At 58.3% G+C, this 18,941-nt stretch carries 16 protein-coding genes; 4 read left to right on the top strand and 12 right to left on the bottom strand.

The window, feature by feature from the left end:
* The first annotated feature begins 10 nt into the window (after positions 1-10).
* On the top strand, positions 11-1,375 hold the full coding sequence (locus B060_RS0110935; protein ID WP_026172756.1) for a serine hydrolase domain-containing protein: 1,365 nt from the start codon (positions 11-13) through the stop codon (positions 1,373-1,375).
* A gap of 61 nt (positions 1,376-1,436) precedes the next feature.
* Here the strand turns inward: B060_RS0110935 and B060_RS0110940 are convergent, their stop codons facing one another.
* Positions 1,437-1,919 carry a peroxiredoxin gene (locus B060_RS0110940; protein ID WP_018081826.1) on the bottom strand — a complete coding sequence of 161 codons (483 nt, stop codon included), beginning with the start codon at positions 1,917-1,919 and terminating at the stop codon, positions 1,437-1,439.
* 160 nt (positions 1,920-2,079) lie between these two features.
* Between B060_RS0110940 and B060_RS0110945 the strand changes: the two genes are divergently transcribed.
* On the top strand, positions 2,080-2,709 hold the full coding sequence (locus tag B060_RS0110945) for a YqgE/AlgH family protein (RefSeq protein WP_018081827.1): 630 nt from the start codon (positions 2,080-2,082) through the stop codon (positions 2,707-2,709).
* Between the two features lie 47 nt (positions 2,710-2,756).
* On the opposite strand, the gene B060_RS0110950 is transcribed toward B060_RS0110945, so the two are convergent.
* From B060_RS0110950 to coxB, 10 genes are all read right to left on the bottom strand, one after another.
* Positions 2,757-4,538, bottom strand: coding sequence for a putative bifunctional diguanylate cyclase/phosphodiesterase (locus tag B060_RS0110950; protein ID WP_018081828.1), 1,782 nt, complete (start codon positions 4,536-4,538; stop codon positions 2,757-2,759).
* 111 nt (positions 4,539-4,649) lie between these two features.
* Complete coding sequence (locus B060_RS0110955; protein WP_018081829.1) at positions 4,650-5,915, bottom strand: M16 family metallopeptidase; 1,266 nt, start codon at positions 5,913-5,915, stop codon at positions 4,650-4,652.
* Positions 5,912-6,616 (bottom strand): SURF1 family protein, encoded by a 705-nt coding sequence (locus B060_RS0110960; RefSeq protein WP_018081830.1) that lies wholly within the window; start codon positions 6,614-6,616, stop codon positions 5,912-5,914. The genes B060_RS0110955 and B060_RS0110960 overlap by 4 nt, the downstream gene beginning before the upstream one ends.
* Entirely contained in the window at positions 6,616-6,975 is a 360-nt protein-coding gene (locus tag B060_RS0110965) for a DUF983 domain-containing protein (protein WP_018081831.1), read from the bottom strand. The genes B060_RS0110960 and B060_RS0110965 overlap by 1 nt, the downstream gene beginning before the upstream one ends.
* Positions 6,975-7,871 carry a cytochrome c oxidase subunit 3 gene (locus B060_RS0110970; RefSeq protein ID WP_026172758.1) on the bottom strand — a complete coding sequence of 299 codons (897 nt, stop codon included), beginning with the start codon at positions 7,869-7,871 and terminating at the stop codon, positions 6,975-6,977. Before B060_RS0110970 ends, B060_RS0110965 begins: the two co-directional genes overlap by 1 nt.
* A 116-nt stretch (positions 7,872-7,987) precedes the next feature.
* Positions 7,988-8,563 (bottom strand): cytochrome c oxidase assembly protein, encoded by a 576-nt coding sequence (locus B060_RS0110975; RefSeq protein WP_236621664.1) that lies wholly within the window; start codon positions 8,561-8,563, stop codon positions 7,988-7,990.
* 2 nt (positions 8,564-8,565) lie between these two features.
* On the bottom strand, positions 8,566-8,787 hold the full coding sequence (locus B060_RS24265; RefSeq protein WP_018081834.1) for a hypothetical protein: 222 nt from the start codon (positions 8,785-8,787) through the stop codon (positions 8,566-8,568).
* On the bottom strand, positions 8,784-9,800 hold the full coding sequence (locus B060_RS0110985) for a heme o synthase (protein ID WP_413783255.1): 1,017 nt from the start codon (positions 9,798-9,800) through the stop codon (positions 8,784-8,786). The genes B060_RS24265 and B060_RS0110985 overlap by 4 nt, the downstream gene beginning before the upstream one ends.
* Positions 9,801-9,986: 186 nt before the next feature.
* Positions 9,987-11,678 (bottom strand): cytochrome c oxidase subunit I, encoded by a 1,692-nt coding sequence (ctaD, locus tag B060_RS0110990; RefSeq protein ID WP_018081836.1) that lies wholly within the window; start codon positions 11,676-11,678, stop codon positions 9,987-9,989.
* A 23-nt stretch (positions 11,679-11,701) separates the two neighbouring features.
* On the bottom strand, positions 11,702-12,664 hold the full coding sequence (coxB, locus tag B060_RS24270; protein WP_018081837.1) for a cytochrome c oxidase subunit II: 963 nt from the start codon (positions 12,662-12,664) through the stop codon (positions 11,702-11,704).
* Positions 12,665-13,158: 494 nt separating this feature from the next.
* Here coxB and tldD point away from each other — a divergent pair, with 494 nt between their 5' ends.
* Together tldD and B060_RS0111005 are read left to right on the top strand one after the other, a co-directional pair.
* A complete protein-coding gene (tldD, locus tag B060_RS0111000) occupies positions 13,159-14,598 on the top strand; it encodes a metalloprotease TldD (RefSeq protein ID WP_018081838.1) in 1,440 nt (479 codons plus the stop codon).
* Between the two features lie 246 nt (positions 14,599-14,844).
* The gene (locus tag B060_RS0111005; RefSeq protein WP_018081839.1) at positions 14,845-16,878 is read left to right on the top strand and encodes a TonB-dependent receptor; all 2,034 of its coding nucleotides are present in this window, start codon (positions 14,845-14,847) and stop codon (positions 16,876-16,878) included.
* A 136-nt stretch (positions 16,879-17,014) separates the two neighbouring features.
* On the opposite strand, the gene B060_RS0111010 is transcribed toward B060_RS0111005, so the two are convergent.
* A complete protein-coding gene (locus tag B060_RS0111010; protein ID WP_018081840.1) occupies positions 17,015-18,913 on the bottom strand; it encodes a peptide MFS transporter in 1,899 nt (632 codons plus the stop codon).
* Positions 18,914-18,941: the final 28 nt, after the last annotated feature.

Consider the following 18,941-nt stretch of genomic DNA (forward strand, 5'->3'; position numbering starts at 1 on the left):
AACATGGGGCGTGACATTGATCCGGAAACTGCTGATAGGCCTTGGCGCCGTGCTTATCGCTGGCCTTGCCGGCGTGCCTATCTGGCTGTTTGTGGCGCCGCCCGAACTTCTGCGCGTCGCCGATGGTTACGCCGCCAAGATAGTCTGTTCCAATGTCTTTCTTGCGGGGCGTGACGCCCAGGCCGTGCTGGCCGAAGACGTGCAGGCCCCCGGTAATCCGGCGCTCAAGCTCGTAAAAATCAAGGTCGATACTGAGGCGCATAGGGTGACGGCGCGCTTCCTCGGCCTGTTCGCACCATCCGGTGCGCTCTACCGCGAAGGCCTCGGTTGCGCCAGTGTGCCCGATAGGAACTGGACAGCGGCGCAGAGCGCCCATCTGACCGAAGCCCCCGTGATCGCACCTGAAACGGACGCGCTTTGGCCTGAAGGTAGTCGCGACGAAACCGCGCCCTCGCCCGCGATCGCCAAAATCCTGGCCGATCCACAACTGACCGGCCCAGGTATGCGCGCCGTGCTCATTATCAAGGATGGCCGCATCGTCGCCGAGACCTATGGCAAAGGCTTTACGGCGCAAACCCGCTTGCTTGGCTGGTCGATGACCAAGACCGTCAATGCGGCCCTGATCGGACGCCTCGTGCAGGCTGGCAAGCTCAGCCTCGAGGACAAGGCGCTCCTGCCGCAATGGAGCGATGCACGTGGCGATATCAGGCTGCGCGATCTGACGGCGATGAAAAGCGGACTGGCCTTCAATGAGGACTATGGCGACGTGTCGGACGTGTCGCGCATGTTGTACGTCCAGCCTGATATGGCCGCTTTTGCCGCCGCCATGCCCCTGACCGCAAAACCCGGCACGGCCTATAGCTATTCGACCGGTACCAGTTTCATTCTGGCGCGTATCTGGATGAACAAACTCGGCGCCCAGGCGCTGCCTTACCCACGTGAAGCCCTGTTCGGCCCTCTGGGTATGACAAGCGCGGTGCTGGAGACCGATGAACACGGCACCTTCGCCGCAGGTTCCTACCTCTACGCCACGCCGCGCGACTGGGCGCGCTTCGGCCAGTTGCTGTTGCAGGACGGTGTGTGGGACGGTGAGCGCCTGTTGCCGGAAAACTTTGTCGGTCTGATGCGGACATCTAACGGCTCCGCCCAAGGCTATACGCAGATGCAGACCTGGCTGAAAGGCCCAGGCGAAAGCGATACGGGCCATTCGGCAGGCCTGCCGGCGGATACCTTCTGGCTGCGCGGCCATGACGGCCAGAGCATCACAATCATGCCGTCGCACAACCTGATCGTGCTGCGTATGGGCCTGACGCCTTGGGACACCGGTTATAGGCCGGAAGCGCTGGTTAGGGCTGTGGTTGAAGCAAGCAAGTAAGGCGAGGAGGTCCAGCAAACGTTACGTACGCAAACTAGAGTGCCTCCTCGACCTCGTAAGTTTAAAGGTTTTCCAGCACGTATTCGGCCGAGGAAACACGGAACTCGCCGCCTTCTTCAACGAACAGCTTATCGATCGTGCCATCCTTGATCACGGTGGCGTAGCGTTGCGAACGCGGCCCCATACCAAAGCCCGATGCGTCGAGCGTCAGACCCATGGCCTTGGCGAAGTCGCCATTGCCGTCAGCCAGCAAGACCACCTCATCGGTGATACCCTGATCCTTGGCCCAGGCCTTCATGACGAAATAATCGTTGACCGAGGTGCAGGCGACAACATCGACACCCTTGGCCTTGAAGTCGGCAACGTGATCCTTGAAGCCCGGCAGGTGGCGCGCGCTGCAGGTCGGCGTGAAAGCGCCTGGTACGGCGAACAGGACCACCGTCTTACCGGCGAAGAAGTCCTTGGAGGCGACAGGCTTGGGGCCTGCCTCGTCAACCACGGTCAGGTTGAGGTCGGGTAGTTTGTCACCGGTTTGCAGGGTCATGTGATATCTTTCTGTAAAGAGCAGTTCGTCGCTGTTAGATGGAACGCCATCAAAATGCGATACGGATGGCTAGGCGCATTCGTGCGATTTGGCAACCGCGACAGCCGCGCCTATATGAGGTAATATTGAATCTGGTTACAGCGCCTTCAAAGGAGCAGATATGATAACGACCATTGAAGACGGCCCGTTGCCGGCGCACGTCTCCTATCAGGGCAAGTTGCTGATCGCCATGCCGAGCTTGGCCGATCAGCCCTTCGATCACAGCGTCATCTATCTTTGCCAGCATGACGAACAGCACGCCATGGGGCTGATTCTCAACCAGCCGATCAGCGGCCTGAACTTCAGCAAGATGATGAAAGAACTCGGCATCGAGAGCGGCAACCGCCGGCTTGCGACGCAAAAAATCTACCGCGGCGGACCGGTGCAGAATGATCGTGGGTTCGTGCTGCACAGCCTCGATTACCAGATCGACGACATCACCCTCGACCTTGGCGGTCCTTTCATCAGCCGTCCCGATGGTGAGGAACAGGGGGTGGGCCTCACCGCTTCGCGCGATATTCTGGTCGATCTATCCGGTGGCGCCGGCCCGGCCCGCAGCCTGATTGCGCTGGGCTATGCCGGATGGGGGCCAGGCCAGTTGGAAAGCGAACTGAGCCAGAATGCCTGGCTCGTAGCGCCGGCCAGTCAGGAACTGCTTTTCGGTAGCGACCCGGATCATCTGTGGGCGCGCGCACTGGCCAGTATGGGCATCGAGCCTGTCCACCTGTCAGGCTTTGCCGGCACGGCATGATTTTAAGCCCAATCGCCGGCCCCTTACATAGTGGCAACTTTGAATAGCTAACGGCCCAGCGAAGCCACCAGAAAGGCTTCGGCTTCATTACTTTTCAAGGCTTTGGCAAAGCCATAGCCCTGCCCTAATCCACAACCGAGGCTATGCAGCCGCGCCGCTACCGTAGCGTCTTCGACCCCTTCGGCGACCACATCAAGACCAAAATCACGGCCGAGCGTCAGGATGGCACGCACGATCTTTTCTGACGACGCGTCGCTTGTCAGCGTGCTGACAAACGAACGGTCGATCTTCAGCGTGTCGAACGGCAGTTTGGCGAGATAGCTCAAGGAGGAGAAGCCGGTGCCGAAATCATCAAGTGCGATGCCCGCGCCGGCATCGCGCAGCGCGTCCAGAACCCGCGCCGTGGCATCCGGATCGCGCATGACGTCGCTCTCGGTCACTTCCAGCTTGAGGCATTTGGCCGGCAACCCGGCATCGCGGATCAGGCGCGACACGTCCTCGACCAGATGCAGGCGCTCGATTTCCGGCGCCGACAGATTGACGCTGATAAAGAAACCTTCCGGCAGATCATATGCAGCCCGCCATTTGATCAGGCATTTCACAGTGGCGCTGAGAATAATGGTGCCGAGATCGGTCATCATGCCGAGATCACGCGCTGCGGTCAGGAAATGATCGGGGGGGATGACGCCGCGCTTGGGGTGCTCCCAGCGCGCTAAGGCTTCAAAACCCGCGATGACACCCGTTTCCAGATTGACGATCGGCTGATACCAGGCGTGAATTTCGCCGCTGATAAAGGCCTTGCGCAGTTCGGCTTCAAGCGCCAGTCGCGTCAGGCCATCGCTTTCAAGATCACGTTTATACGAAGCGACGGCGCCTATGCCCTTGGACTTGGCGGCTTCCACCGCCATTTCAGCACGGCGCAGTAGCTCGGCGCTGGCCAAGGCCGCCTCGCCGCCTTCCGCCGACACGGCACCCATGGAAAAGGTCGGGTGGATATCGAAGCCGGCCACCACGATGGCGCGCTCCAGTGCATTGCGCATCCGCTCCGAAACCCTCGGAAAGCCACGCTGGGTCAGGACAGCGAACTCATCCTCACCCAACCGGGCGAGCACGGACGTCTCACCAAAGGCATCGCGCAAGCGCTGCGCCAGGATACCCAGGACCAAATCAGCCCGTTCATGGCCCAGCGCCTCATTAAGGCGGCGGAAACGGTTGAGATCGCCCACCACCAGATCGTAATCCCCTTCGCGCATCAAGAAGGTGCGGGCCGCCGCCAGAAAACCTTGCCGGCTATGCAGGCCCGTCAATTGATCGCTGTGCACGTCATGCAGGCCCAGATCGCTGCCAGCCGCGGCCGAACGGCTTACACGGCGCATATCACGGCTCAATTCGGTGAGTGTACCGAGCAGCAGATGCCGCGCCACCTTGCGCCCCTTAAAATAGACCAGGCGCAGGTCCTTGAGCCGCAGCATGCATTGCACCTGATCATCGCCCGGAAGATCGGCAGCCGTATGCACTTCCTGCGCCCGCAGCGCCATCTCAAGACGTTCGATCTCGCCGCTGGCGAACACAGGCGTCATGTCTTCAAGCGTCACCCGGCCACTCAGCAGCGCCAAATCCAGGTTGCGCAGGTCGCCCTTGAACTCAAAATGGCCGTGCGACAGGTCATAAGACCACAGAAGCGTATCGGCGCTGCGCAGAGCATCGGTTTGCGTTTGCGGATCTTCGAGCGTGGACTGCGCTCCATCTTTTACGGCGCTTAGCACTTCGTGCCCTGTCCTGCCCGCAGGTCCGCCCATTTTCCAGCCGAAGAGATTGATGTCAGACATGAGGACTCAGAAACAGGGCTAAAGGTCAGGTGTGAACCTTCATCATAACCGCTTAATTCGGCTAAGATTCGGTAAAAAAAACTTCAGGCAATCAGTTTAAGTCTTGCGACCTCAGGCCGCAAGTAGCCCCAGCGCATCCCCCATTGAACGCGGCCCCAGCAGCGCGCTGGCGCAGGTCTTCTGCGCCGTTATGGCCGAGCCGACGCGCACCAGATCATCGAGGCTGACACGCTCGATATCGGCGGCCACCTCATCCAGCGTGAACACCTTCTCAAATGTCGAAAGCTGGCTGGCGAAGGTGCTGGAGCGCGAGGCGGCACCTTCATGATTGAGGAACAAAGAGGTCATGAACTGCGCTTTGGCGCGCTCCAGTTCCCCACTTAATGGATTAGCCGAAAGTTCGCCCATAACCTTCTGTATCAGCTCGACAAGTGGCTCGACATCCTTGGCAGCACATCCGGCATAGACGCCAAAAATGCCTCCATCACGATAGGGCGTGGTATAGGCGTCGATGCTGTAGGCCAGCCCCCTCGCCTCGCGCGCCTCCTGAAACAGGCGCGATGCCATACCGCCGCCAAGGATTTCGCTGAACAAACGTAAAGGAATGATATCGGGGCTCAGGCGACTGATGGCGTCAAAGCCGAGCGTGATATTGGCCTGCTCGATTTTGCGTTTCTGCACGGCCTTGTTGGGCGTGAAGCGCAATTGCGTCGGCTTGCCAAAGCCGGCATGTGGCGCGACATTATCGATATAGGCCCTGGTGGCAGCATAGACCTCATCGGGCATGACGCCGCCGGATACACAGATAACGATCTGATGCGGGGCGTAAAGCGTATTGGCGAAAGCGCGCAAGGTCGCCGGCACTGCCGGTTTCAGACTCTGCTTGGTGCCGAGAATCGGCCGCCCCAGCGACTGGCCGGTGAACATGGCCGATTGAAGCAGGTCAAAGACATGGTCATCGGGCGTATCGTAGGCTTCGAGAATCTCCTGCTCGACCACCTTTTTCTCGCGCGTCAGTTCTTCGCCATCGAGCGCGGAGCGGAACATCAGATCGGTGACGATCTCCAGCGCCAGCGGCATCAGCGAGTTAAGACCGCGCACTTCAAAGCGCGTATGCTCGTAACCGGTGGAGGCATTGATGGTGCCGCCCTTATGCTCGATCGCCTCAGCCAGTTCGCGAGCATTGCGGCCGCCGGCGCCCTTGAAAACCATGTGCTCCAGCAGGTGCGCCCAGCCCGATTGCGCCTCGGTCTCAAACCGCGCACCGCCATAGATCAGAGCGCTGAGCGCGAAGGTCTTGAGGCCGGGCATGGGATCGACCAGCAAACGCAGGCCATTATCAAAGGTATAGAGCTTCTGGCCGTCAAGGATGTTCAAGGTTTGGCTTTCTTGTAGCGCTGGTAGATGACACTGCCGAAGACACCCAGCAAAGCCCAGCCAAGGCCGAACCACGTCAGGGCATATTCAAAGTGCCGATTGGGCAGAGGCGCGGTCAGGCGCCCCTGTTGCAGACCGGGTATATCGGCCTTTGTGGCGGCAAGATCAAGGACAAGGAAATAATCTCCGCGCAACGGCATTTTCAAAGCCTGCCCCATGTCCTGCGCCGAACGCCAATACCAGTCATTTTCAGCGATGCGATTGACCGGGGTGACCATGCCCGGCTTTTCAAACGGACGGACACGACCAACGGGTGTCAGGGATAGACGCGCTGTCAGGGTCAGCTTTTGTGTCGCAAATCCCAGATCGACCAGCATGGCTTCGGACGCCAGCGGACACGCGGTCAGCACGCGGTAGCCAGGCGTGCCACCCACTTCAGAATGCATGTAGATCAGGCGGTCAGATTGGATATCACAAACTGGCAGGCTGGCCGAGCGCCAGTCCGGTTTGACCTGCGCCAGCAACGTTTCCGCCGGCACGGGCGCGGCGGACTCGCTGCGCGCCATATCGGCGATCAGGCCCTCTTTCCATTTCAGGCGTTCCAGTTGCCAGATGCCCAGACCATTCAGCAGAGTGAAGGCGATAACAACGGCCACCAGCATACCGCGCGGCACGGCCTGCCAGACATCAGCGACGCGCATCAGTCGCGCACCTTGTTACGAAGCTGCGAGGCGATCATCAGGCTCTTGAGCACCGGCATCAGTACGAGGCTTGTCACCACGGCCACGGCCGGCCAGATGAGGAGGTGCGTAGTTATCGACCAGCCGGGATATAGGAAGAAGGTGGTCAGGAGGCCCGCACACGCCAGAAAGCCAGCGATCAGAATGACAAAGACGACGGGACCGTCACCGGTATCCGCCGCCTTGAAATTTTGCCCGCAGACGGCGCAAGAGTCCTCCACCTTGAGGTAGGACTTATAGAGCTTGCCTTGTGTGCACACCGGGCACTTGCCAAGGGCGGCGGCAGCAAAGCTCACCTTGCCGCCTTCTGGATCAGCCATTAATGCGAACGGCCGAAGATAACGTAGATGAAGGCGAAGAGGAAGAGCCACACCACGTCAACGAAGTGCCAGTACCAGGCAGCCGCCTCGAAACCGAAGTGCTTCTTGGGGGTGAAGTCGCCATTGATGGCCCGCAGCAGACAGACGATCAGGAAGATGGTGCCGATCAGGACGTGGAAGCCGTGGAAGCCGGTGGCCATGAAGAAGGCCGAACCATAGAGATTGGCAGCGCCGGTAGCACCTGCGGCATCCGGGAAAAGGAAGAAGTGGAAGTTATGCTCATGCAGCACTTCCATATATTCGAAGCCCTGAACCAGGGTAAACAGTGCGCCGAGAATGACGGTCAGGAGCAGGCCCTGAATGGCGCCCTTCCGGTCGCCTTGCTGGAGCGCGTGGTGCGCCCAGGTGACCGTGGTGCCCGACGTCAGCAGAAGCAGGGTATTGACGAGTGGCAGATGCCAGGCATCGAGCGTTTCGACGCCTTCCGGCGGCCATTTGGACCAGGCTTCGCAAACCTCCTGAATGCCGCACATGGCGCCCGACCGCTGGCCATGGAACAGGGCCATTTCAAAGAATATCCAAAAGAACGACACGAAGAACATCACTTCGGAGGCGATGAACATGATCATGCCGTAGCGCAGGCCAATCTGAACGACCGGCGTATGATCACCCGCCTTCGATTCCTTGATGACATCACGCCACCAGAAAACCATGGTGAGGATGATCAGTGCCAGGCCGGTCAGCATCAGCCACCATTCGCCCTTGGCGATGCCGAAGAGACCGCGCATCCCGACGACCATGCCGAGCGCCCAAACAACCGCCGAAGCCGAACCCATAAGGGGCCAGGGGCTCGGATTGATGATATGATAATCGTGTTTAACGCCGTGATGGGCCATTTCGTTCAACTCACCGTTCTTATCGCGCCCTTAAAAGGCGGCCGTTTTGTTTATCAGGCATAACCTAGATTTTTATTTATGCCAGTTCATAGTTAAACACAATGCAAAGACCATCTTCAAGATGCGGTTTTTGCATTTGCTTTCGGGTCTTTTGACTCAAAGAAAGTATAGGACAGGGTCACATCACCGACACTTTTCGTATCAGTGTTGGTCATCAGTTTGGGATCGAGAAAGTAAACGACCGGAATTTTGAGTGATTCCCCGGCTTGCAGCGTCATATCCTGAAAGCAAAAACACTGCGTCTTCATGAAATATGGCCCCATCGTATCGGGCAGAACATTATAGGTGGCGCGCGCGGTTATCGGGTGATCGGCATTATTTTTGACGGTGAAATAGATCAGCGCTGTCTTGCCGACACGCGTATCAACGTACTTTTTTTCCGGCTTGAAGGACCACGGCACGCCGTTGGTGTTGGTATCGAAGCGTACCCGCACGATGCTGTTGCTGTCGGTATGGATACCGGCGAGCGTGGCCTTGGCCTTACGCGCCGTGCCATTGAAGCCGGTGGCATTGCAGAAGGCGCGATAGAGCGGCACCGACGCATAGGCCAAGCCGCCCATGAAAACGAGCGCCCCCACCAGCGACAAGACCACGCGGGTGTTCTTCGACATGCTTTTTTTGGGGCGCTTCACGCTTATTGGCTCTTCGATGCTGACATAGCGGCCTTGGTCTCGGCGCGGCTCACCGCATCCTTATGAATGCCCTGCGACATGCGCGCCATCGACACAAAGAAAACCAGGACGACGAAGGCTGCCAAAGCCAATCCGATATAGAGGTTGCGCATCTTTTGCGCCGCCACATAGGCCTCTTTACCGGAGATTTCGGGGCCGGGAATTTCGGGAGCGTTTTCGGTCATGACATCAATCCGGTAAGGGCGTGTTCTACCAGGAGTGTGGCGAACAGGGCCGTAAGGTAAAGGATAGAAAATGCAAACAGGTTGCGCGCCGACAGAGCTTCCTTCTTAACATCATAGAGGCTCTCCTCACCACCTTCGGGGTGATCGCCAGCACGCGACAAATAGACGCGCATCGCCAGATAGATGAAGAAGGCACCGCCCAGAATGGACACCGCAGCATAGACCAGCCCGCCCATCTTGAACGCGATCGGCAGGCAGGCGACCGGCGCCATCACCAGCGAATAGAGCAGGATTTGCAGGCGGGTCGATTTAGCGCCCCTGGCCACCGGCATCATGGGGATGCCGGCATTGGCGTAGTCTTCTGTTGTGTAAAGCGCCAGCGCCCAGCTATGCGGCGGGGTCCATAAAAAGATAATGGCGAACAAGATCCAGGCTTCAAGAGGCGCATGACCGGTGGCGGCCGCCCAGCCGATCACCGGCGGAAAAGCGCCGGCGGCGCCACCGATAACGATATTCTGCGGGGTGCGACGCTTCAGAATCAGCGTGTAGAGCACGACATAATAGACGATGGTCAGGGCCAGCAGTCCGGCGGCAAGGCCATCCGGAAACGCCAGCCACATCAGGGCCACCGACAGGAAGGCCAGCACGCCGCCGAAAGCAAAAGCATCATTCTTGGTGACCCGCCCGGCGGCGACAGGGCGTAGACGGGTGCGGCGCATCAGGGCGTCGGTTTCCCCTTCAATGGCCATGTTGAGCGCGGCCGCCGCCCCTGCCCCGATGGCGATGCAGAAAACAGCGACGGCACCGAGAAACCAGTTCATCTGACCATTGGCGATGACCATGCCGGTCAGGCCTGTGAAAACCACAAGCGACATGACCCGCGGCTTAAGCAGGTCAAAATAATCACGCGGCGCGCCACGCATGGCTTTAGAAGCGTAGGCCGCCTCAAGATTGGCTGCCAGTTCCTCTCGGGTCAGGTTCGGTTGCGGTTTCACTTTGGGTTTGGAACTCAAGATAGTGCCTTCATGAACAAAGGGGATGAAGATCTTTTGAACCTTCACCCCCCGATGTATCGATTGTGTTTGATCCGCTGTGGTACGGCGAAAATGGCTGACTTTCGAGAAACGAAGCGGAGCGTACTCAAGTACGTGAGCATCGTATAGCAGAAAGGCGGCTATTTGCAGCCCACCACAGTAGGATCAGTGGTGCTCGTCTTCGTCCTTGATGACCGGCAGCTCAGAGAACTGGTGATAAGGCGGTGGCGAAGACAGCGTCCACTCCAGGGTCGTGGCGCCTTCGCCCCAGGGATTGGCGACGCCCTTGCGGCGAACGATCAGGGCTTCGACGAACATGACCAGGAAGACAATAACACCAACGATCGTAATAGCGTAGCCGATCGACGACATCTGGTTCCAGTAGGTGAAACCGGTCGGGTAGTCGACATAGCGGCGCGGCATGCCTTGCAGACCCAGGAAGTGCTGCGGGAAGAAGATCAGGTTGACGCCGACGAACATGATCCAGAAGTGCAGGTTGCCGAGGAACTCGTTGTACTTCACGCCGTACATCTTTTCGAACCAGTAATAGAAGCCGGCGAAGATCGAGAAGACGGCGCCAAGCGACAGCACGTAGTGGAAGTGGGCGACGACGTAATAGGTATCCTGCAACGAATAATCGACCGCCGCGTTCGAGAGCACGACGCCGGTAACACCGCCGACCGTGAACAGGAAGATAAAGCCGATGGCCCACAGCATGGGCGTTTTGAACTCGATGGAGCCGCCCCACATAGTGGCGATCCATGAGAACACCTTTACGCCGGTTGGCACCGCGATGACCATGGTAGCGAGAACGAAATAGGCGCGCAGGTCGAAGCTGAGCCCCACGGTATACATATGGTGCGCCCACACGATAAAGCCAACGAAGCCGATAGCCACCATGGCGTAGGCCATGGCCAGATAACCGAAGACAGGCTTCTTGGAGAAGGTCGACACGATGTGCGAGATGATACCGAAGCCCGGCAGGATGAGGATGTAGACTTCGGGGTGACCGAAGAACCAGAACAGGTGCTGGAACATGATCGGGTCGCCGCCGCCAGTCGGGTCGAAGAAGGCGGTGCCGAAGTTACGATCGGTCAGCAGCATGGTTATGGCGCCGGCCAGTACGGGCAGCGACAGCAGCAACAGGAAGGCGGTGACAAGCACCGACCAAGCGAACAAAGGCATGCGGTGCAGGGTCATGCCCGGTGCGCGCATGTTGAAGATGGTGGTGATGAAGTTGATGGCGCCAAGGATGGACGATGCGCCGGCCAGGTGGAACGACAGGATGACAAGATCCATAGCAGGTCCGGGCGATCCTATGTGGCTCGACATCGGCGGATACATGGTCCAGCCGCCGGCGAAGCCGTGTTCGCCACCGGGGCCCGACGGCGTGAAGATCGAGGTGCACAGCAGGATCCACGAAGCGATCAACATCCAAAATGAGATGTTGTTCAGGCGCGGGAAAGCCATGTCGGGCGAGCCGATCATGATCGGCACAAACCAGTTCCCGAAGCCGCCGATCATGGCGGGCATGACCATGAAGAAGATCATGATAACGGCGTGGGCCGTGACGATCGAGTTATAGGCGTGCTTGGCATGGTCAGGGTTCGACAGATCGAAGATGCCCATCGAATCGAGCATCGATCCCTTGGCGAAAACCTGGAGGCCTGGCTCGAACAGTTCCCAGCGGATCAGGCCGGAGAAAGCGCCGCCGACGATGCCCGCGAAAATGGCGAACAACAGATAGAGGGTGCCGATATCCTTGTGGTTGGTCGTGAAGACCCAACGGTCAAGGAAGCCCGGCTTGTGATCGTGATCTGCGTCCGCATGATCATGAGAGGTGGCAGTTGAAGACATGATGGATATCTCTCTTACTGATCTTATGGCGCGACGGCTGCGGAGGCCGGTGTCACGGCGGGCGCGGCGGATGCGGAGGCGGTTGCAGGGGTAGCGGCGTCAGCGGCAGGCGCAGCGGCGGAAGCCGAGGCTTCGGCGCTGGCGGTTACTGCGGCGGAGGCAGCGGCTTCTTCAGCGGCCGCCGCGGAAGCGGTGGCTTCGGAAGCCAGCATGGCGCGGGTTTTACCGCCCTGCTTGATGATGAAGGCGTCAAACTCGGCGTCGGAGACGACCTTGATTTCGATCGGCATGTAGGCATGGTCCTTGCCGCACAGTTCGGAGCACTGACCGTAATAGGTGCCGACCTTATCGGCCTTGAACCACGTGTTGTTCAGACGGCCCGGCACGGCGTCGATCTTGAAGCCAAAAGCAGGGACGGTGAAGGAGTGAATGACGTCGGCGGCGGTCGTCTGAACGTGGACGACACGATTGACCGGCACAACCAGGACATTGTCAACTTCGAGCAGGTAAGGAATGCCGGCGGCCTTGGCGGTTTTCAGATCCTTCGCGTCTTCGCGCAGACGCGATTCGATATCGGTGACACCCAGTTCAGGATAGTCATAGGTCCAGAACCACTGATTGCCGGTAGCCTTCACGACGACATCGGGCTTGGGCATATCGTTATAATCGCGCAGCAGGCTGAGCGAATAGATGGCAACAACCACGAGAATCAGAACGGGCACAACCGTCCAGACAATTTCGATCAGGGTGTTGTGGGAGAATTTGGCCGGAACCGGATTGGCTTTTTTGTTGTAGCGGATAACGATCCAGGCCAGCAACACGAGCACGAGCAGACAAATGAATGTGATCAAGGGGAACAGACCGAAATCATAGAAGTTTTCGGTTTTGACCTTCAGGGCGCTGCCCGGCAATTGCCAGCCCATGGCCTTATCGGTAGGCTGGCCAAGAATTTCCTTGGTGTCCTCCGCAAAAGCCGATGCTGACATGGCCGCTGACAGAATCAGCGTCGAAACTGCTCCTGTAGCGGCTTTAAACAGCCCTCGTCCGAAAAGCCCTGTAGTGCCCATTCGAAGTACCCTCATTTATGTGTGGTCTCCAGTGCGCACGCACGGTGACCTTATATTTGAAAATGCACAGGCTGTAGTGACTGTATCTATTTGCGAATTCGACGCAATTCGACCGTCTATTGATGCCCGTCCTGATCGTTTCCCTTAATGCCTTCACGGCAAAATGCAAAGAGCAAAAAGAACAATGCTCCTTTTTCACAAAGCCGTTAGCCAAAAAATCTCAACCGGCGGGCATATCCGCACACCAGATGCGGTCTTTTGTCGCATGTGGCATGGGAGCCCACCAGCTCTTTGCGTGAGTCGATCTGCTACTGAGTCGGGGTTTATTTGCGCGTTTGTGACACTTTGCCATGGCCATATCGCCTCTGCATGCCTAAATAGAGGCCTGTCCCAGTTCCAAAGTGAAGATACTCATGGCCGATTCTCTTGATCTTACCGCTGCTGTTGCCGACTGGGGCGATTTCGATATTGCCGGCGCGCACAGCGTTCTCGAAGAGGCGCTTAAAGGTGCTGACGATGGTGAGATATTCATAGAGAAGCGCGAGTCTGAAGCGCTGCTGTTCGACGACGGGCGATTGAAATCGAGTTCCTACGGCGCCGATCAGGGCTTTGGCTTTCGCATCGTGGCCGGCGAGACCATAGGCTTCGCCAATAGTGCCGAACTGTCGCTTGACGCCATTCATCGCGCCGCCGAAGCCGCCGTGTTGGCCAAGAAGGGCAAGTCGGTCGACCTGAAAATGGCGACCGCCAATCCCGTTCGCTCCAATCAGTCCTACTACAAGGCGCATGACCCCTTGGCCGAAATGGCCTTCGCCGACAAGATCGCCCTCCTTCAGGCGATGGACGCCTATGCCCGCGACAGCCACAAAGGCGTGGCGCAAGTTTCGGCCTCGCTGGTCTGCGAAAAGCGCGCCATCACCATCCTGCGCAGCGGCGGGGAAATCTATCATGATTACCGTCCGCTCGTTCGCCTCAATGTCAGCGTGTCGGTCGAGACCAACGGCCGGCGCGAAACCGCCTCTTCCGGCGGCGGCGGACGTATCTCCTGGTTCGACATCACGGCACCGGAAAAATGGCAGGCGCAGATCGATGAGGCGCTGCGTCAGGCGCTCGTCAATCTTGACGCTGTGGCGGCGCCGGCGGGCGAAATGGACATCGTGCTTGGGCCAGGCTGGCCCGGTGTACTGCTGCATGAAGCGGTCGGCCACGGGCTAGAAGGCGACTTCAACCGCAAGGGCACCTCCGCGTTTTCGGGCAAGATGGGTAAGCCGGTCGCGTCGAAGGGCGTCACGGTCGTCGATGATGGCACAATCCTTGATGCGCGCGGCTCGCTCAACATTGACGATGAAGGTACGCCGACCGATTGCACGACACTGATCGAGGACGGCATTCTGGTCGGTTACATGCACGATCGTCTGTCCGCCCGCCAGATGGGCGCCAAAGCGACCGGCAACGGCCGCCGTCAATCCTATGCGCACCAGCCCCTGCCCCGTATGACCAACACCTTCATGCGCGGCGGTAACGACAAGCTGTCCGACATGATCGCCAACACGAAGAAGGGCCTTTATGCCGTCAATTTTGGCGGAGGCCAGGTCGATATCACCAACGGCAAGTTCGTCTTCCAGTGTACCGAAGCCTATATGATCGAGGACGGCAAGGTGACGTCTCCGGTCAAGGGCGCTTCGCTGATCGGTGACGGCCCCGCCGCCATGAGCCAAATCGACATGATCGGTGACGACTTCAAATTCGATCCCGGCGTCGGCACCTGCGGCAAGGCGGGACAAAGCATCCCCGTCGGAATAGGTCAACCCTCTCTGCGCATTCGCGGCCTGACGGTTGGCGGCACGTCTTAAGGCTGGATGCAGGGATTTACATTAAATCTCTGTCATCTTGAGGTCGCCACCATCTACGAAATTAATCGTAGATGTGATCAGTAATACATTGAATAAATTAACTTATATTTTCTACATGTATCACATTGCGGCGCATTGTGGTTGAAATTGTTACAGCCATTTAACTTGCCATAATTGTGACCACATCTATGCCTGTCCCCAAGGAACGCCGCCGAACTTGCGTTTTCACCGGGGAAAGTCAATCTCATGCGCCTTCATCTCACCACTGCGCTCGCCCCCGTCCTGCTTGCGCTCGGCTGCCTGGGAGGCAGCCCTGCCGTGGCGCAGGACGGGGTTACACCGCCCGCAGCCATCAGTGCCGGTCAGGTGCTCACCTATCAGCCCACCTATTTCGCTGAGTTTCAGGTCTCGACCGCCTTTGATATGGTTCTGCACGTTCCGGGCTTCGTCTTCTCCGGCGGCGAGGAAGCCCGCGGTTTTTCCGGCACGGCCGGCAATGTGCTGATCGATGGCCAGCGCCCGACCACGAAGTCCGATCTCGGCAACACGCTCTCCAACATCAATGCCGCTCAGGTCGATCACCTCGAACTGATCACCGGTGGCACGGCCGGCATCGACATGCACGGCCACCGCCAGATCGTCAATGTGGTGCGCAAGAAAGACGCCAAGCCAAACTTCTCGGTGCTCGGCATCTATCGCAACATGGATGGCCGCACCGATGCCGGCGTCCTGCTCTTCACCTATAATGATAACCGCAATGGCAAGAGCACTGACATTACAGCGGATATTTTCAACTTCTTCAGTAACGGCGCGCAGAATAGCCGCCGCGTCACGACCGACAGTTCCGGCGCAAATATCCTCAATATCCACGAGCACGGCGGCGGCACGGGCATTGAATCACAGGCGTCGCATTCACGCCCTCTGTGGGGTGGCAAGATCACCTTTAACGGCACCTATAACCCATCCATCTACCGACAGAACACCACCTACATTTCAGACGGTTCGACCGGCCATGAGAGCTTCATCGAAAAGGACACGCCGAGCGAACTGGGCAGTCAGTATGAGCGCAAGCTCGGTCACGGCGTTGATCTCAACCTGAATGTGCTGGTGCGCCACGAGCGCGTGCACGATATCGACATCTATACTGACGAGGACGGCACGGCCGATTATCGTGCGCTCAGCCTCACCGATGAGCGTATCTTGAATGGCCGTCTGCGCTGGGAAAAACGAGAGGGCCTGACCTTCGCCGTCGGCACCGAAAGCGTCTTCAACAGCATGGACCGCGATTCGTCATTTGTGATGAACGCTTCCAGTCCGACGGTGCCGACCGACCATGTGCGCGTTGAGGAAGACCGCACGGAGACGTTTGCATCCGCCAACTGGAAAGCAACAAAGAAGCTGAGCTTCGAGGGCGAGTTGAAGGTCGAGGTCTCGACCATTTCTGTGCCCGCTGCCAATCGCGCAGATTCCTTCACCTATTACAAGCCGCGCTTGCAGGCTGTTTACGCCCTTAGCGACAAGACCAAGATCAGTTGGAAGACCCTGCGTCAGGTCGATCAGCTCAGCTTCAGCGGCTTCGCCTCGTCGGTGGAATTGCAAACCGATCATGTTACGCTTGGCAACACGTCTCTTGTGCCGCAAAAAGACTGGCTGAACACACTCATCCTCGAACATTCTTTCTGGGACAAGGGCGCCATCAGTCTGGCGCTTGAGCACTACGATTACGAGGATACGGCCGACCTTATCGCCGTCATTGATAATGGCAATATCTACACCTCCAACGGCAATATCGGTGCCTCGCAGTGGGATAGCGTTCGCCTCAAGCTGGATACACCGCTGGATCGTTTCCATGTACCACATGGCACGCTAAGCCTCGACTGGACCTACCGCAATTCGCGGGTGAAGGACCCGATCACCGGCAAGGAGCGTCACGTCTCCGGCGCTGCGCCTCATATCTATTCGGCCAGTTTCAGTCAGGAATTCCCGAAGTCCGGCACGAGTTGGGGCATTGATCTGGAAAGCGCAGGCAAGGAACGCAGCTATCTGGCCAATGAACTGACGGATGCTTCCTTCGATCCATGGACACAGGCCTGGTTCCAATACAAGACGCCCAGGAAGGTGACTTTCAAGATTACAGTGAAGAACCCGCTCAATCTGCGCTTCACAAAGGACCGGGTGGTTTACGAAGGCCTGCGCGGCCTGTCGCCCGTGGCCTATACCCAGCACACGACCTCGAAGATTCCGCCGATCCTGGAAATCAGGCTCAAGAAGGACTTCTGAGTTTATGGGGTTTGGGGCCTGTGGCCCCAAGCCTTCTCTCTGTTCCAAAGAAAAACCCGGTCTAAGAGACCGGGTTTTTCTTTGGAATAAGGCAAGATTTGTGGGGTCACAGACTCCATGCCCCATAAATGAGGACCTACTTGTCAGCCAGGCCTTCCTCGACCGGCGCATCGGTATCGCTGGCCCCATGCGCCCAGCCCTTGATCAGGAAGGAGATCAGGAAGAAGGCGATACCCAGACCAATGCCCGTCCAGCCGATGGTATTGAAAGTCTTCAGCGAGGTCTGGAGCGCCGCACCGGCATCCAGCACCTTACCGCCTACGGTTTCCGTGCCCGCCATACCGGCGATCCAGCCAGCGAGGTACTGACCACCGGAGGTGCCGAGGAACCATACCGCCATCATGGTCGAAACCAGGGTGACCGGCGACAGCTTGGTCTGTTGCGACAGCCCCACGGGCGATACGGCCAGTTCACCCAGCGTATGGATCAGATAGGTCAGCATCAGGAAGATCAGCGGCAGCTTGAAGGCGCCATCGGCCAGAGGCGAGGCCCACACGAGTACAAGGAAACCAAGTCCGGCACAGGTCAGACCGAAGGCGAACTTCTTGACCGGATCCGGGTCCTGCTTGCGACGCGCCAGGAAGGAGAAGATGGCGGCGAAGATTGGCGCGAAGATCAGGATAAAGCCGGCATTGAAGCTCTGGGTGTTGGAGGCGGTGATGCCCATCTCGATCCACAGGCTGTCCTTGGCGACATAGCTCATGCCCGCCAGTTGTTCGGTCGAGGCCAGGATGATCGTCTTGCCCATCATGAGGAAGGTGATAGGTTCAGAGAGAAGATTGAGGTTGGTATTGCGCTCGGCGAACAGGCTCAACGACGACCCCGCCTGCTCGAACAGCGACCAGAACACCACCGAAGCCAGGGTCAGTACCATGGCCAGGCCAAGGCGGTAGTTTTCGACCCGGTTGAACTTCGTCACCATCTGGAAGACGATGTAGATCATGATCAGGGTGAATGAAGCCAGCAGCACCAGACGTACATAGTCATTGTGCTGGATCAGCAGGAACACCACCGGGATGAAAATGATGCCGACAGCATAGATGAGCCATTCCTTCGACATCACGCCGCCGACCTTGGTTTTCACCGCCACCGGATCGGGCGCCTCCCCCTTGCCTTCCAGCCATTTACGGCCGAGCACAAACCACACAAGACCTGTCAGCATGCCGATGCCGGCTAAGCCGAAACCGGCCCACCAGCCGTACTTGTTCCCCAGAAAGCCACACAGGATGGCCGCCCAGAACGAGCCCATATTGATGCCGAAATAATAGAGCTGGAAACCGGAATCGCGGCGCGGGTCGCGGTCCTTGTAAAGTTGCCCTACCAGCGACGAGATGTTCGGCTTGAGGAAACCCACGCCCATGACGATCAGAGAGATCGATAGGAAGAAGGCGTTTTCCGCCCACGGCGTCATCTTTTTCACGCCGAACTCATAGGAGCCCTTAGGCATGACGGCGGGAATAGGCGCGTTCGTCGGCAGATCCTTGATTTCAAGACCGCCGTCCTTGGTCGGGGCATAGTCATAAAGCTTGCCGTCCAGTTCGAGACGCACCGTGCGTTCGCCTTCGCGGCCCTTGGCAACGAACTCATACTGATGGCCGCCATAGGTCAGCGTCTGCTGGTTGGGCTGGCCTTCAAACGCCATACCGAAGTGACCGAACACCAGCAACAAACCGCCGAAGATGATGGCCTTGCGGGTTCCGATCCAGCGGTCGGCGACCAGTCCGCCGACCAGCGGCAGCATATAGACAAGCGTCGTATAGGAGCCGTATTGCGAATTGGCGCGGCTGTCATCGAACAGGAAGTGCTGCGTCATGTAATAGATCAACAGCGCCCGCATCCCGTAGTAGGAAAAGCGTTCCCACATCTCGGCGAAGAAGCACACAAACAGCCCCTTGGGCTGGTTGCGCATCTGCATAAGCACAGGGATAGCCGTAAGCGCTGTGATCAGCAGCCCGGCGAAAATTATGAAACTCATTCTGAAACTCGCAAAGGTCTTGGGACCA

It is taken from the genome of Asticcacaulis benevestitus DSM 16100 = ATCC BAA-896, assembly GCF_000376105.1.
Lineage (GTDB): Bacteria > Pseudomonadota > Alphaproteobacteria > Caulobacterales > Caulobacteraceae > Asticcacaulis > Asticcacaulis benevestitus.